This is a genomic window from Pseudoalteromonas sp. SR41-1, from assembly GCF_014164015.1.
Lineage (GTDB): Bacteria > Pseudomonadota > Gammaproteobacteria > Enterobacterales > Alteromonadaceae > Pseudoalteromonas > Pseudoalteromonas distincta.
Map to the genome: position 1 here is coordinate 1 of NZ_JACJEK010000015.1, position 15,803 is coordinate 15,803.

At 39.2% G+C, this 15,803-nt stretch carries 11 protein-coding genes; 6 read left to right on the top strand and 5 right to left on the bottom strand.

Annotated elements, in window-relative coordinates; all coding sequences use genetic code 11:
- Positions 1–289 precede the first annotated feature (289 nt).
- Together gppA and rhlB are read right to left on the bottom strand one after the other, a co-directional pair.
- Positions 290–1,783, bottom strand: a complete 1,494-nt coding sequence (gene gppA, locus H5118_RS13710; protein ID WP_182749133.1) for a guanosine-5'-triphosphate,3'-diphosphate diphosphatase — start codon at positions 1,781–1,783, stop codon at positions 290–292.
- A 43-nt stretch (positions 1,784–1,826) separates the two neighbouring features.
- Positions 1,827–3,104, bottom strand: coding sequence for an ATP-dependent RNA helicase RhlB (gene rhlB / locus H5118_RS13715; RefSeq protein ID WP_002960940.1), 1,278 nt, complete (start codon positions 3,102–3,104; stop codon positions 1,827–1,829).
- A 91-nt stretch (positions 3,105–3,195) separates the two neighbouring features.
- Between rhlB and trxA the strand changes: the two genes are divergently transcribed.
- Together trxA and rho are read left to right on the top strand one after the other, a co-directional pair.
- Complete coding sequence (gene trxA / locus H5118_RS13720) at positions 3,196–3,522, top strand: thioredoxin TrxA (protein WP_002960942.1); 327 nt, start codon at positions 3,196–3,198, stop codon at positions 3,520–3,522.
- A gap of 185 nt (positions 3,523–3,707) precedes the next feature.
- The gene (gene rho / locus H5118_RS13725) at positions 3,708–4,967 is read left to right on the top strand and encodes a transcription termination factor Rho (RefSeq protein WP_002960945.1); all 1,260 of its coding nucleotides are present in this window, start codon (positions 3,708–3,710) and stop codon (positions 4,965–4,967) included.
- A gap of 63 nt (positions 4,968–5,030) precedes the next feature.
- On the opposite strand, the gene H5118_RS13730 is transcribed toward rho, so the two are convergent.
- The gene (locus tag H5118_RS13730; protein ID WP_182749135.1) at positions 5,031–7,850 is read right to left on the bottom strand and encodes an ATP-binding protein; all 2,820 of its coding nucleotides are present in this window, start codon (positions 7,848–7,850) and stop codon (positions 5,031–5,033) included.
- Positions 7,851–7,926: 76 nt separating this feature from the next.
- Between H5118_RS13730 and H5118_RS13735 the strand changes: the two genes are divergently transcribed.
- Complete coding sequence (locus H5118_RS13735; protein WP_002960947.1) at positions 7,927–8,499, top strand: DNA-J related domain-containing protein; 573 nt, start codon at positions 7,927–7,929, stop codon at positions 8,497–8,499.
- 22 nt (positions 8,500–8,521) lie between these two features.
- On the opposite strand, the gene dbpA is transcribed toward H5118_RS13735, so the two are convergent.
- Positions 8,522–9,910, bottom strand: coding sequence for an ATP-dependent RNA helicase DbpA (gene dbpA / locus H5118_RS13740; RefSeq protein ID WP_002960948.1), 1,389 nt, complete (start codon positions 9,908–9,910; stop codon positions 8,522–8,524).
- A 189-nt stretch (positions 9,911–10,099) separates the two neighbouring features.
- On the opposite strand from dbpA, the gene H5118_RS13745 reads away from it, so the two are divergent.
- From H5118_RS13745 to H5118_RS13755, 3 genes are all read left to right on the top strand, one after another.
- A complete protein-coding gene (locus tag H5118_RS13745) occupies positions 10,100–12,178 on the top strand; it encodes a TonB-dependent siderophore receptor (RefSeq protein ID WP_182737943.1) in 2,079 nt (692 codons plus the stop codon).
- A 180-nt stretch (positions 12,179–12,358) separates the two neighbouring features.
- Entirely contained in the window at positions 12,359–13,759 is a 1,401-nt protein-coding gene (locus H5118_RS13750; RefSeq protein ID WP_182749137.1) for a M20/M25/M40 family metallo-hydrolase, read from the top strand.
- An 86-nt stretch (positions 13,760–13,845) separates the two neighbouring features.
- On the top strand, positions 13,846–14,787 hold the full coding sequence (locus H5118_RS13755) for a tetratricopeptide repeat protein (RefSeq protein WP_182749139.1): 942 nt from the start codon (positions 13,846–13,848) through the stop codon (positions 14,785–14,787).
- A 44-nt stretch (positions 14,788–14,831) separates the two neighbouring features.
- Here H5118_RS13755 and H5118_RS13760 read toward each other — a convergent pair whose 3' ends face one another.
- On the bottom strand, positions 14,832–15,737 hold the full coding sequence (locus H5118_RS13760) for a DUF808 domain-containing protein (RefSeq protein WP_024605924.1): 906 nt from the start codon (positions 15,735–15,737) through the stop codon (positions 14,832–14,834).
- Positions 15,738–15,803: the final 66 nt, after the last annotated feature.

Genomic DNA, 15,803 nt, shown 5'->3' on the forward strand with positions numbered 1-15,803 from the left:
CTTTAGCGTCTCAAGGGATGCGAATAATACACCCTTTATTTTTCGAGTCAACACTTTGTTTTAAACTTTCTTTTTAGAAGATTTAAAACCGAAGTTTTATTTAACTCTCTGAGTAGTTCGTGCCTTGCTATGCTTCGGCGTTTCCCGTCTCAGTGGGGTCGCATTATAGGGAGATCCAAAAACAGATCAACCCTTTTTTGAAGAAAACTTGAAATAATGTGCTGTTCGCACATATTTACATCGAAATGGTTACTTTAAACACTAAAAAGGCCCTGATGGGCCTTTTTAATTAGTTTACTATGAGCTTCCAGCCAAGTTTTCCTTGCTGTTTAGACTCTTGTTGCAGCTCGCTGGCCATTAATGGATGATCTTTTAACCAGTTACTTTCAAACTTAAGGTCTAACACTTCATTTTTAGCAGTTAACTCAAACTTAGGCAGTACATCATCTTGTCTGCGCATTGATAAAATGACTGCTATTCGTAGTAATCTCACTATATATTGCGCTAATAGACTATTTACGCCGAGTGAATTAAAACAACCTTTTGGAAAATCAGATCGATGTGCATCTGCTACCGCTACTATTAATTTATGCTCTGATTGTGAAAAACCAGGCATATCGGTATTTTCCAAAATATAAGCGGTATGTTTATGGTACTGCTTATACTCTATTAGTAATCCAATCTCATGAAGCTGCGCTACCGCTTTTAATAGTGGTAACCCATTTAAGCTTTCAATTGGCCAATCTTTATCAATACTCAGCGCTAACTGCATTGCCAAGCTTGAAACTCGACACGCTTGTTTTTGATCAACATGATAACGGCTCATAAACCCATCAACTGTGCGTTTGCGAATGTCGTTATTATGAAACTCCGGAACCATGCTATATAAAACACCTTCACGCAGTGCTCCACCCGCCAATCCCATTTTTTCTATTTCAAGAGATTCAAATAGTGCGATTAAGATTGCAAGTCCTGATACAAATACCAGTCGACGGTCTTCACTTAACCCAGGAAGGTCTAGCGCTGCAATAGTGCTAAATGCAATTGCTTGATCTTTTATGGTGTTGAGCTTTTCAAGTGTAAGTAAGTCGTCAAGATTTTGCGCGACCATAATTTCTTGAATTGCTTGTACTGTACCAGAAGCTCCAGATGCAATTTCCCATCCAGCTGCTTTATACTCTGGAGAAATTTCATCAATGACTGTACGAGCCGCTTTTATTGCTGCGTTAAAGTTACTCTTACTTAGTTGGCAATCTTTAAAATAGCGTTCAAGATAGGTAACACACCCCATATTGAGGCTTTTGTAATGTAGGGCATCAAATGCTTTACCAATTACAACTTCTGTACTTGCACCACCAATATCAATAACAAGCTGTTTGCCAGTACAAGATGAAGTATGGGCAACACCTTTATAAATTGTGCGCGCTTCTAATTCTCCGCTGATAACATTAATGTTATGACCTAGAATTTTTTCGGCATGATTTTTAAATACTTCGGCGTTAGTTGCTAAGCGTAAGGTAGCTGTTGCTACTATGGTGATGTTTTTGTCTGGGATATCTTGTAGACGCTCAGCAAAAAGGGCAAGGCATTCCCAGCCTCGCTGCATTGCTTCAGTACTTAATACGTTTGCTTTATCAAGCCCTGCGGCTAATCGGACTTTGCGTTTAACACGTCCAATTGTTTGTAGACCGCCAGCAATTGATTTGGCAATAAGCATATGAAAGCTATTTGAGCCCAAATCAATAACTGCGTACACATTTTTTTGCGGTTTAAGTTGCCCCACCGTTCAAAAACCTCTAGTTACTACTACATATACAAACGGTCGCTTACGACCGTCCTTTTTGGTAACTATTATTTGGGCGACGTCCGCTGTTATTACTACGGTTACGTGGACCTGTTGAATAGTTGCGCTTTCTTTGAATAATAGGCTGAGTTAAATCATCTAGCAATGCTGTTTTATCATAATGAGATAAAGGAATGCTGTGCTCTATATATTCTTCAATTTCATGCAGGTTGTATGCATATTGCTCACATGCAAAACTAATTGCGTGGCCTGATGCACCAGCGCGGCCAGTACGGCCAATACGGTGAACATAATCTTCACAATCGTCAGGTAAATCAAAGTTAAACACATGACTTACTTCTGGAATATGAAGACCACGCGCTGCAACATCGGTCGCAACTAAAAAGTCTAAATCACCTTTGCTGAATTGCGCTAATATAGTTTGGCGTTTTTTCTGGTTAACATCACCAGTAAGCATACCTACACGATGACCGTCTGATTTAAGCCAAGCATATACTGTTTCACAACTATGCTTGGTATTTGCAAACACGATTGCTTTCTCTGGCCATTCTTCTTCAATTAAGGTTAACAACAGCTTAATTTTATCTTCTTGCGAAGGATGAAATAGCTCTTCTTGAATACGTTTACCCGTTTTAACGTCAGGTTCAATTTGAACATGCTCTGGGTTTGTCATGTGCTCAAAAGCTAATTCTTGTACGCGGTACGACAATGTGGCAGAGAATAATAAGTTTAAACGCTTTGATGTATCTGGCATACGATCGAACATATAGCGAATATCTTTGATAAAACCTAAATCGAACATACGATCGGCTTCGTCCAGCACGACTACCTCAATTTCATTAAGGGTGTAACAGCCTTGCTTATACAGATCAATTAGGCGACCTGTAGTACCAATTAAAATATCAACGCCTTTTTCTAGTTGTGCACGTTGTTTTTCGTAATCTTCGCCACCATATACTAAACCTAAGTTAAGATTACAGTGCGGCGCTAAAATTTTAGCATCTTTGTGTATCTGAATCGCAAGCTCCCGAGTAGGGGCCATGATCAGGGCTCTTGGATGTTTACTAGGTGCTTTGCTAGATTGTAATAACCGATGGCACGTGGCGGTTAAAAACGCCAACGTTTTGCCTGTACCCGTTTGAGCTTGGCCCGCGATATCGCGTCCATCACAAATAAAAGGTAGGCATTTTGCTTGAATAGGTGTGCAATATTCAAACCCATTCTCGGTTAAACCGGCAACCACTTCCGGTGCGATAGCAAAGTCTGAAAACTTTTTATCGGTTAAATGTGTCTTAGTCATAGCGTTTAAGCATAACGTTTAAACTTGCAATAAGAAACAAGAGTGTTTAAATACGCACTAAATATTTCGCCTAACTAAATCGGAGAGCGCAATGAGCGAGAAAATAATCCAAATTACTGACGATAGCTTTGAAGCTGACGTATTACAATCAGACAAACCAGTACTAGTAGATTTCTGGGCTGAATGGTGTGGACCTTGTAAAATGATCGCCCCTATTCTTCACGAAGTTGCTGATGAATACGACAGCCGTGTGACTGTTGCTAAATTAAATATTGACCAAAATGCTGGCACACCGCCAAAGTTTGGTATTCGTGGTATCCCTACTTTACTTCTTTTTAAAGATGGCCAAGTAGCTGCAACGAAAGTGGGTGCTCTTTCAAAAACTCAACTTATCGAGTTTTTAGAAAACAACATCTAACGGTAAGCTAGAACAATAAAAGGGCTTTTTTGCCCTTTTTTAAATTTATTTTGTATAAAGACTGGACGCTTTGCCAGTGAACTGCTAGTTTATAAAGCCAACTAATCCTTAGTTATATTCAACAAACCTCACTCAACGATCAAAGCGATTTTGAGTATGACAACTGTAATAAAGAACCCACCAATATGCATTTACGCGAATTAAAAGACAAGTCGATTAAAGAGCTTGTAGACTTAGCTGAGTCCATGGGGCTCGAAAACGTAGCCCGCTTAAGAAAGCAAGATATCATTTTTGCCATTCTTAAATCCCATGCCAAAGGCGGAGAGAATATCTTCGGCGGCGGTGTATTAGAGATTTTACAAGATGGTTTCGGCTTCTTAAGATCATCAGAAGCCTCTTACTTAGCTGGGCCAGATGACATTTATGTTTCACCTAGCCAAATTCGCCGTTTCAGCATGCGTACTGGCGATTCAATTTCAGGCCTTATTCGTCCACCTAAAGACGGTGAACGTTACTTTGCTTTACTCAAAGTAAATGAAGTTAACTTTGATAAACCTGAAAACTCTCGAACTAAAATTCTTTTTGAAAACCTTACTCCACTACATGCAAACGAACGTTTTCGCATGGAACGTGGTAACGGCAGTAAAGAAGATATTACAGCCCGTGTACTTGATTTAGCATCTCCAATTGGTCGCGGCCAACGTGGCTTGTTAGTAGCTCCGCCAAAAGCGGGTAAAACAATGCTACTTCAAAACATTGCACAATCAATTACGCATAATCATCCTGATGTAACATTAATGGTTTTACTTATTGATGAACGTCCGGAAGAAGTAACAGAGATGCAACGCCTAGTAAAAGGTGAAGTTATTGCATCAACGTTCGATGAGCCAGCTTCTCGTCACGTACAAGTTGCCGAAATGGTTATCGAAAAAGCAAAACGCCTAGTTGAACATAAAAAAGATGTTGTTATCTTATTGGATTCAATCACTCGTTTAGCACGTGCTTATAACACCGTTATTCCTTCATCAGGTAAAGTACTTACTGGTGGTGTTGACGCTAACGCATTACATAAACCTAAGCGCTTCTTTGGTGCTGCACGTAACGTTGAGGAAGGTGGTAGCTTAACAATTATAGCTACAGCGCTTATCGATACCGGCTCTAAAATGGATGAAGTTATCTACGAAGAGTTTAAAGGTACTGGTAACATGGAACTTCACCTTAACCGTAAAATTGCGGAAAGACGTGTATTCCCTGCTATCGACTTTAATCGTTCAGGCACTCGTCGTGAAGAATTACTAACAAAACCAGATGAGCTTCAAAAGCTTTGGATTTTACGTAAAATTGTTCATGACATGTCAGAAATTGATGCAATGGAATTCTTAATCGATAAACTATCGATGAGCAAAACCAATGATGAATTTTTTGATTCGATGAGACGCCAATAAAGCGTTTTAGCTGAATAAAAAAAGCGCCTAAGGCGCTTTTTTTATGTCTGGATTAAACACAGTTTAACTTTCGTTATACTTTTTAAGTACACTCTGCAGCGTATCAACGAGCGCTTTAAAGTCATTCGCACTACTTTTTTGGGTCCTGCGTAAAAGGGCTCTATCTAAACTTTGAGCCGATTGCGCAATTTCATCTAAACCAAACATTTGCGCCGCTCCTAAAATGCGATGACTATCTTTTTGTAGCGCGGCTAAATCTTCACTTATGAAATGCTGAGTAATCGTTTCACTCTCCAAAGCAAAGCTTTGCTTAAAACTAATGACAAGATCGCTCATATCAACTTCATTTTGCTTTGTAATTGGCTGATCTTCTGCATTATGTAGGTGGCTGGAAAGCGCTTTATAAAATGACTCTTTATCTATCGGTTTACCTAAGTAACCACTAAACCCTAACTCTAAATAGCCATCCACTTCATGACTCATAGCATTTGCAGTTAAAGCAAAAATAGGCCGCTCAAAACCACACTGTTTTAATAGCTGAAAAGCAGAACGCCCATCCATCACAGGCATTTGAATATCGAGTAGCACTAAATCAGGATACTCTTTTAAGCACTGCTCTACCGCTTGCTCACCGTTTTCAACGGCAATAACCTCGAGCCCCATTGAACGTAAATAGCGGCTTATTAACCTTCGATTATCAGGGTGATCTTCTGCAAGTACAACACGCCCTGCCAATTGCTTATTTACCTTTGGAGCACTTTGAGTTTCAATCAGGCTTTGCGATTTATTTACTTCTGCGCACGGTAAAAAGAACGAAAACTGACTGCCCTTTTTGTATTCGCTTTGTACACTGATATAACCGCCCATCATCGCGGCTAATTGTTGCGATAAGCTAAGGCCTAACCCTGTCCCCCCAAAGCGACGGCTAATACTGTTATCAGCTTGGCTAAAGCATTCAAAAATAAGCTTTAACTGTTTAGAGCTCATACCAATACCGGTATCTTTTACAATAATCACTAGCCCTTGTTCACTCTTATTTAAAGCAATAATGATTTGGCCAGCGTGAGTAAACTTAATAGCATTAGCACATAAATTTATAAGAATTTGTTTTACGCGTATTAAATCCAGCTTAGTGTAAAACTCATTACCCACTTGATTGTCTAAAATGAGGCGTAAATTTTTTGCTTTTGCTTGAGTGATAAACATTGCATGTACGTCATTTACAAGCTCTACAATATCAAAGCACGAAATATTTAACTCTAACCTATTAGCTTCAATTTTACTTAAATCGAGCACGTCGTTTATTAAGCTTTTTAAATGGTCGCTATGGCGCTGAATTACTCTTAATTCATCTTTAAGTGACTCAGGCTCATATAATTCATTAATTAAAGCATCTGTTTGCCCTAAAATAGCCGTTAGTGGAGTGCGGATTTCGTGGCTAATATTGGCCAAAAACTGGCTTTTAACATCGTTAGCTTCTCTTAGCTCCTGTGCTATTGCCTGTAACTCGGCAGTGCGCTGCGTAACTTGCTCTGTTAACTGCTGCTTAGCGCGTTTTTCTGCGCCACGGCGGTAAAGCGCAATACCAGTTACAACAACCAAAAGTAATAGTAAAAAAGAGAATAAAGTAAGCTGAGAACGCTGCGACATTTTTAGCTCTTGCACACGTCGATCTTGTTTAAGTTTTTCTATTTCTTGGTTTAATTGTGTTGCTTTAAATTGATGCTGAAGTACCGCTAATGCATTTATAATTGCTGTACTTCTGAGTTTTCGTAGCTCACTAATGTATTCTTGTTGCAAGGCCATTGCGCTTGAATAATCGCCTTTACTGGCTTCAAGTAGTGCTTTAGTCCCTAAACCCTCCCTAATTATTCGCTCACTGCCATATTCGTGGGCAAGTGAAATAGCTCTATCTAAACTTATTTTCGCCTCTTCTAAGTTGCCTTTAACAAACTGAATTTTACCAAGCGCATGTAGCGCATTAAGCTCTAAATTATGGTTACCTATTTTAAGCGCATAGTACTCACCTAATTTAGCTTGCTCGTACGCTTCATCTACTTTTTTTAACACTAAATTAGTATTTGCCAAGTTGGTATATTGCGTAGATAACTTATTGTAATCATTGGCTGAAATATAATAACGCAGCGCTAGCTGGTAATAATGAAGTGCTAAGTCAAATTGATTACTCTCCATATGAGCAACACCCATATTGTTGTATACCTGCGCAATACCGCTTTTATCATCTAACCGCTGATAAACTTTAAGTACATCTTGATAAAGACTAAATGCACTATCGTAGCGTGATAAGCGTATATAAACGCCTGCTATATTAAGTAATATGTCGGTTTGATCTTGCTCACTACCGTGCGCTTCGTAAATAGCTTTTGCCTTTAAGTAAAACTCTAGGGTATCGCCTAGCTTATTCATATTAAAATAAGCCAAACCAATATTATTTAGTAAATTTGCTTGTTCAAGTAGTTGTTCATTTTTTTCAGCTAATACTAGGGTGCGGGTATATTCACTTATGGCCTTTTGAAATAAGCCTTGATAAAAAAGTGCTACACCTTGCATTTTTATTGCACGAAAGTGCTCGTCAGGAAAGAAAGTATCTGAAGTGTTTTTTTCTAATAATTTAAAATAGTGTAAAGATTCTTTAAAATTATCAGCCGATAACGCACTATTACCTAATGCCGAATAAACAGCGACACGCTCTTTTTTAGAAACGTTTTGATTAGCAAGTAACGTATTTGCTAATTGTAATTTAGGCTCCCACTGCACTTCGTTTTTGAATTGCTCAAATAACGAATCACTATTTTGGGCATAGCTAGGAGCTATTAGTACACAGCATATAGTAAATAAGAGGCATTTAAACTTGCCCAGCATAATTTTAATCCTTCAAACCGTTACTTATATCAGTGTAATCTTTATTGAAGATACACTAACTACTAGGGCCTAAACAATGCTTAACCCACTGATTGATGAGATTTTTGAGCTGATATTAACAAGGCAGGTTTGGCAAGTTCATACTTTAGCAGCAGAACTGACAAACCGCAGCGCAATAACAACACTCGATAAAAGCCCTGAACGAGATTTATTTAAACGTAACTTTTTAATTATGAATGCATTGTACCAACTGCAGGCACAATTACGCCCTCAAAGTTTACTCATTTCAACTCTGCATATCGAGCTTTTAGAAAAAGAAGATAATAGTTTAGTAACAACGAACGAAAATTTGCGAGATTATTATTTAGATTGGCGTAATTACGATACCGGTGAAGAGAAAATTGATGAGCTTTTGAATAGTTTTTGGCGTCAGTTTAAAACGACATCACCACAACAAGTATTAAATGACAATGAATTTAAAGCGTTGGCTTTAGAGTGGAAGTTACCCGAAAATTTCACTCTTAAAAACGTTCAAAAGCGCTGGAGACAACTTGCATTACAGATGCACCCAGATAAACCAAATGGTTGTGAAGTTAAGTTTAAAAAAATAAAATTACAATACGAGCAGCTAAAGGTAGCTGCTCGCTAATTTGTTAATTTAGCGGTTTAAATTAACGAGTAAGGCGACGAGCGCGTATTTTACGCCCTTTAATGTTGCCTTCGGTTAGTTTGCGAAGTGCTGGTTTTGATGAGTTACGTTCAACAGCAACAAATGCTACGTTATCAAGTACGTTAATTTTACCTACTTGACGACCTGCAACCCCATCCTTACCTGTTAGAGCACCAAGAATATCGCCTGCACGTACTTTTTGCTTTTTACCTGAATCAATCATCAAAGTAACCATTTCAGGGCGGTACGGCGGTTTATCTAATAAATTAAACGGCGGCATTTGCTCTGGAGTAATATCACGCTCGTAATGATCGCCAATTTGTGCAATTTTAAATGCTTCAGCTTCACCATAAATAGAACAAGCAATGCCCTTTTTACCAGCACGACCAGTTCGGCCAACACGGTGAACATGTGTTTGCGTGTCATGTGCTAAATGGTAGTTAATAACCATATCCATGTCATCAATATCTAAACCTCGTGCAGCAACATCGGTTGCAACAAGTATTGAAGCACTTTTATTTGAAAAGTGAATTAGCGTACGTTCACGATCGCGTTGCTCTAAATCACCGTGCAATGCAACAGCGCTGAAGCCTTCGTCAGCTAAATCATCACACACTTGTTGAGTTTCTACTTTGGTATTACAAAATACAACACAGCTTTGTGGTGTAAATTTAAGAAGTAATAACTTAAGCGTTGGATAGCGCTGCTTATTGTTATCCATTTTGTAGAAGTACTGCTTAATTGTGCTTTTGGCTTGCTCTTCTTCTACTTTAACCATTTCTGGATTTTTAAGTACACGCTTAGCAATTGCTTCAATAGCTCTTGGGAAAGTAGCACTAAATAACAATGTTTGACGATTTTGTGGAATACGCTCAATAATTGCATCTAATGTGTCTTGAAAACCCATATCAAGCATTTGATCGGCTTCATCAAGCACCAATGTTTCCACATCATCTAAACGTAGAGTACCTTTACGAATATGGTCATCAACACGCCCTGGCGTGCCAACAATAATATGCGCACCATGTTCAAGTGAACCTATTTGCGGGCCAATTGAAACACCACCACATAACGTCAATATTTTAATGTTATGAATGCCGCGCGCTAATTTACGCATTTCAACTGCAACCTGCTCGGCAAGTTCACGAGTCGGACACAAGACTAAAGATTGAATACGAAAGCGTTTTACATTTAATTTAGCTAACACACCCAAGCTAAACGCAGCAGTTTTACCTGAACCGGTTTTTGCCTGAGCAATGATGTCTTTACCAGCAAGTACAGGCGGCAAACTTTGCGCTTGTACAGGTGTCATGTGGGCATAGCCAAGGGTTGATAAGTTATCAACGAGTCCAGCCGGTAAAGCCAAAGATGAAAAAGCAGTTGAAGTCACAGTAAGTTCCATAGCAATAAAATAACATGGGAGAAAGCCCCACTAATATGCAGCTTATAATAGCAGAATTCGTAATTGGCAACCATTAACAAACACATTATAAAACATGTTAATGAAAGGTGTTGAAAATGATAGTAGTTTGCATTAAGATCGCGATTGTTTTTTACATACCTGCGCTGGAAGCAATTAATGAAACTGAATTCTATTTACATAGCTCTATTAGCAAGCATTACGACAAGCACATATGCAAACACTACCGACCTTGAACGCATAGAAGTAAAGGGTAGCTACTTTAACGATTACAAAGTAGATAACGCTAATGGCGCAATGAGAACATCAGCTTCATTACTTGAAACTGCACAATCTGTCACTGTAATAACCGACACTATTATTAGCGAACAGCTTGCCACTACACTTGGCGAAGTACTCACAAATGACGCAAGCTTAACTGCAGGCTCACAACAACGAAATCGTGAGGTATTTAACTTACGCGGCTTTGAGCTGAGCTCATCGACAGGTTATTTACGCGACGGTCATCAGCATTGGTCGCACTATCAGCAACCAATCGAAATTTTGCAGCAAGTTGAAGTAATTAAAGGCCCATCAAGTATTTTATATGGTCAGTCAGGCCCGGGTGGCTTGGTTAACATGGTAACTAAAAAACCTACAGCACAAACACTATTTAATGCCAGTGCCGATGTAGATCAGCATGGCTCAACCCGCTTTATGGTTGATGCTGCAGGTGCCTTGACTGAATCGGAAGATTTACGTGCTCGCGGGATTTTAGTAAAGCAAGACGTTGACTACTGGCGTGAGTACCAAAACGGTGAAAATCGTGAACGCGACCGCTTTTTAGGTGCTTTAATTGTAGATTACGATATTAGCGATAACGCATTAGTACGTGTGCATTACGACCGCACAGATGACGAAGCAGGTTTAGATACTGGCGCATGGATAGACGATAATGCTAATGTAATTGGTAGCGATAAAACAATCCGTGATATGTCTTGGGCGTTTACCGATATTACCGTAGAAAACCTAGGTGTAGACCTAGAAGTATTTTTAACCGATAACTGGCAAGTAAAACTTGGCTATAACGAACAAACGTTTGAACGTCAACGCTTTGAGTCAGCACCTCGCATGCCTAGTAGCTTTGCTGAAGGTGACAGCTATGAATCTCGTCCTTACGACCGTTTTGACGATTGGCAATTTAAAACTGCATTTATTGATTTTATTGGTGAATTTAAAACAGGTAGCTTACAGCATCAGTTTTTAATTGGCGCAAACTCGCTAGATTACTACTACGGGCAACGCCGTACTTCTGCTGACTACTTTGATTTTTCTGCAGGACAAGCAGAACCATCACGCCCATCTGTAAGTTATAAAACAGATGATACAGTAAGCGAAACTGAATACGACTATTACGGTATTTACGTTCAGGACTTAATTTCGTTCTCACCACAATGGCAATTATCGCTAGGTGGCCGTTACGATAAGCAAACTCGAGAAGGTGCAGATAACGAGTCATTTGTACCAAAGGTAGGTGTGCTTTATCATCCAAATACTTCGGCAACTATATATGCAAGTTACTCAGAAGGTTTTGAGCCTCAAGGTAGTGAAACTCTGATTGATGAAACCGATGTAAATAATGGCATGAAGCTAGATGCCATTACCTCAGAGCAAAGAGAGATTGGTATTAAATGGCAATTATTTGATGACCGTTTACTGCTTACAGGTGCAATTTTTGATATTAGTAAAGAAGGCACACTTGTTAGCGAACAGCTTGAGACGCCTATTGGCTCATTCACAAGTGAAACAAACCAAGTGGGTGAACAACGCCATAAAGGTGTTGAAGTAAGCGCACAAGGTGCTGCTACCGACCGCTTATTTGTTATGGCATCAACTATGTATCTAGATGCTAACTTTGAACGCGATGAAGTATTGGAAGGTAAACGCCCTACCGATGCACCAAAATGGTCGGCATCACTTTGGACTCGTTATGAATTAAACGACGCCATTGCCATTAACGCTGGCGCTTTTTACGAAGGCGAGCGCTTTGCAGATAGCGATAATACAATTACTAAAGATGCATATACACGTGTTGATGTTGGCGCCACTTATAAGTTTAACTTAAGCAATACCGATATTAATTTACGTCTTAACATCGAAAACTTATTTGATAAAAGCTATTTAGGTGGTGGCGGCACGAGTAATGTAACTGTTGGCGAGGGCACAAATCTTCGTTTAGCAGCGCAATTTAGCTTTTAAATAAATGCCTTAAATAACAGTGTTAAAAGATAGCCCGCGTACATTTACGCGGGCTTTTTTATATCTAAACTTTTATACCTAACAGCATTAAACCTATTACAAAGCCTATTCATCTCATCTATTTTTTATCATGTTTGTTACATGTTCTAATAGCGCTAATTATTAAAAAGGCTTACCCAAATGAAAAAATTAATTACCGCACTGCTGCTTACTAGCAGTATGGCTGCAAACGCTAACAACGCCGAATTTACCCAAAAGCAATTACAACAAGTCAATGAAGTGCGCACCTCTGCGCTAAATAGTGATCTAAGCTATAAATTACTAGAGTCATTAACAACTGAGGTTGGCCCTCGCTTACCTGGTACTGAAAATGATAAAAAAGCAGTGGCATGGGCTAAAGCTAAATTTAATGAGCTTGGTTTTGATAAAGTATGGCTTGAAGAAGCGACTTTTCCTGAATGGCGCCGTTATAGCGAAAGCGGAAAAATACTAACACCAAGCGAGCAACCTCTACATTTAACTGCATTAGGTAACAGTATAAGCACGCCTAAAGATGGGATCACAGCGCCAGTAGTCTTATTCGAAACACTTGATGAGTTAATTGCAGCACCTGCAAATAGCCTAAAAGGTAAAATTGCGTATATTAATTACCGCATGAACCGCGATATAGATGGGAATGGTTACGGACCTGCTGTAAAAGCACGTGGCACAGGCGCTATAGAAGCGTCTAAAAAAGGCGCTGTTGCCTACATGATGCGCTCGGTAAGTACTGGTCATCATCGTTTTGCACACACTGGCGGTAGTTACTACAAAGAAGGTGTTACAAAAATACCTAATGTAACCATTGCTAACCCAGATGCCGATCAGATTGCACGACTCATTGCTTTAGATAAAGACGTATCGGTAAATATTAATGTGCAAACCGAAAGCCTTGGTGAAGGCACAGGTTATAACGTTATTGGCCAATTTAATGGTACCGAAAACCCTGAGCAATATGTATTAATTGGCGGGCATTTAGATTCTTGGGACTTAGGGACTGGCGCGCTAGATGACGGTGCAGGCGTTGCGCTAACAATGGCAGCCGCTAAACATATTAGCGATGTAAAGCGTCCTAAGCGCAGTATTCGTGTGGTACTTTTTGCAGCCGAAGAGCTAGGCCTTTGGGGTGCAAAAGCCTATTTTGCAAAGCATAAAAACGAGCTAAGCAATATTGTTGCAGCAGCTGAGTCTGATTTTGGCGCTGATGTTGTATATGCTTTTGAATCGAACGTAAGCGCAGAGTCACTTCCTGTAGTGCGTGCTATTGCAAAAGAACTTGCGCCGTTAAATATTGAGCATATTGGTAAAAACCAAGCGAATGGTGGCCCTGATCTAATTCCACTTAAAGCAGCAACCTCAGCACCTATTTTTGAACTTTCTCAAGACGGAACAGATTACTTTGATTACCACCATACAGCTGACGATACGCTTGATAAAGTAACACCTACTAAGCTTCGTCAAAATACCGCTGCATACGCTGTATTTGCTCTAATGGCTGCTGATGCAAAAACAACAATTAAGCCTAAAGCTCAAAATAAGTAATAACAGACATACTTACTTACAGTTTGTAGCTTTAACTAACACGCTTCTTGTTTTACCTTTAGGTAATTAAACAAGGAGCGTGCTTTATGTTACTTTTCAACACGAGTGAATCATTTCCATATTTTGCACAAACAACACGCTGCCCTCATTGTCAAAGCGACGCCTATCATTTAGTAAATATAAGCCGCTATTTACGGTTTAGTATTTTACCTATGTTTGCCTTAAAATTAAGTTATAAACGCGAGTGCTATCAATGCGGAAAAAGCGAACCTGTAAAAATAACGCAACTACCGTTAATAGAAAAACTAAGCCTACCTAAATACTTTATTGGTGTATTTTTATTACTTTGGATTGTTTTATTTTTTTATCAACAGCACCTTAATAGCGAGACTCGAAAGGAAGGCTATTTAAATACGCCTAAAATATATGATACTTACTTAGTACACGCCGACAAATTTACACACGAGCCCTGGACCTTAACCAATTTAAGAATTGCTCAAGTTTTAAATTTTGACGAACAATTTATTACCTTTCAGATAAGCAACTACAGCTATAAACGTAATAATAGTATTACTTTGGCAATGCGTACTAGCCAGCTAATTCAAGACAATTACTTTTCCACTAAAACGATCACCCTCCCTCGTGATGAAGTAAAGCGTTTGTATAAAGACGAAGCTATTTACGACGTACTGCGCCCTTATGCCAACATCCTTTATGGTGGGTTTGTGATGCATCCTCCCAAACCTAAGCCACTATATAAAGGCTTAAAGCTCGATAAAAACAATCAACAAGGCATTATTTATTTTAAAGATGGTTTGTTTGTTGAAGCACTTAATAGCTTTAAACAAGCTGCTGAAGCAGGCTCTCAATGGGGGCAATTAAATTTAGCGCAAATGTATCGTGATGGTCAGGGAATAGATCAGGATCCACAGCAAGCTATTTATTGGTACAAAAAGGCCATTGAGCAAAAAAATACTAAAGCGCAATTTGAATTGGAATCTCTTTGTAAAATAGCTAACTGTGAATGAGTGAATTTCAATATAGCTGGCGCAACAAGTACGCCAGCTTGGAATTATTTTTTAAATAACTTTGTATAACCTACATGTATAAGCACGACAACTAAGCCAGCAATCACGCCTAGCAAACCATCAAACAATAGAGGAGCTAATACTTCTCCTGTACCGCCAGCAACAGATTGGGCATAGTTTGTTACATCGACTTGAGTATGATGCAGTAACTCAACACCATGTACTAAAATCCCGCCACCTACTAAAAACATCGCGATGGTGCCCGCAAATGCTAAAAACTGCATCAACCTAGGCGCTGCTGCGAGTAAGCCTTTCCCAAGTAATTCTTTAAATTTATTAGCTGTTACCTTTGATTGGTTGAGTAAATAAAGCCCGGCATCATCCAGCTTTACAATACCGGCCACTAAGCCATAAACGCCAATCGTCATTATAATTGCGATAACACAAAGCACTAAAGCTTGATTAAGCAATGTAGCACCTGCCACAGTACCTAAAGTAATCACAATAATTTCGGCAGAAAGAATAAAGTCGGTTCTTATTGCCCCTTTTATTTTTTGTTTTTCGTACTCAACTAAATCTAATTTCTCACCCTCGTCTACCGCTTCACTGTTATGAGGCAAAAACTTAGCAAATACTTTTTCAGCTCCCTCAAAACATAAAAACAAACCACCCATCATTAAAAGCGGTGTTATTAACCAAGGCAGCCATACGCTTATTAATAAAGCAGCGGGTACGAGTATCGCTTTATTTAAAAATGAGCCCTTTGCCACAGCCCAAACAACCGGTAATTCACGCTCTGCTGCTACACCTGTAACCTGCTGTGCATTGAGCGCTAAGTCATCGCCTAATACACCTGCTGTTTTTTTTGTTGCTACCTTACTCATTGTCGCAATGTCATCAAGTAAAGTGGTTATATCATCTAATAACGTTAAAAGGTTAGTGCCTGCCATAAAGCTTCCGAGCTCAAAAAATATTGCTATAAACATAACTTAAAGCGCTACTTTCACCAACGGTTA

Coding starts and splice junctions, on each gene's coding strand:
- rhlB (WP_002960940.1), bottom strand. CDS start 3,104: ATGACTAAGACACATTTAACCGATAAAAAGTTTTCAGACTTTGCTATC.
- rho (WP_002960945.1), top strand. CDS start 3,708: ATGCATTTACGCGAATTAAAAGACAAGTCGATTAAAGAGCTTGTAGAC.
- trxA (WP_002960942.1), top strand. CDS start 3,196: ATGAGCGAGAAAATAATCCAAATTACTGACGATAGCTTTGAAGCTGAC.
- H5118_RS13745 (WP_182737943.1), top strand. CDS start 10,100: ATGAAACTGAATTCTATTTACATAGCTCTATTAGCAAGCATTACGACA.
- H5118_RS13760 (WP_024605924.1), bottom strand. CDS start 15,737: ATGGCAGGCACTAACCTTTTAACGTTATTAGATGATATAACCACTTTA.
- H5118_RS13730 (WP_182749135.1), bottom strand. CDS start 7,850: ATGCTGGGCAAGTTTAAATGCCTCTTATTTACTATATGCTGTGTACTA.
- H5118_RS13755 (WP_182749139.1), top strand. CDS start 13,846: ATGTTACTTTTCAACACGAGTGAATCATTTCCATATTTTGCACAAACA.
- H5118_RS13750 (WP_182749137.1), top strand. CDS start 12,359: ATGAAAAAATTAATTACCGCACTGCTGCTTACTAGCAGTATGGCTGCA.
- H5118_RS13735 (WP_002960947.1), top strand. CDS start 7,927: ATGCTTAACCCACTGATTGATGAGATTTTTGAGCTGATATTAACAAGG.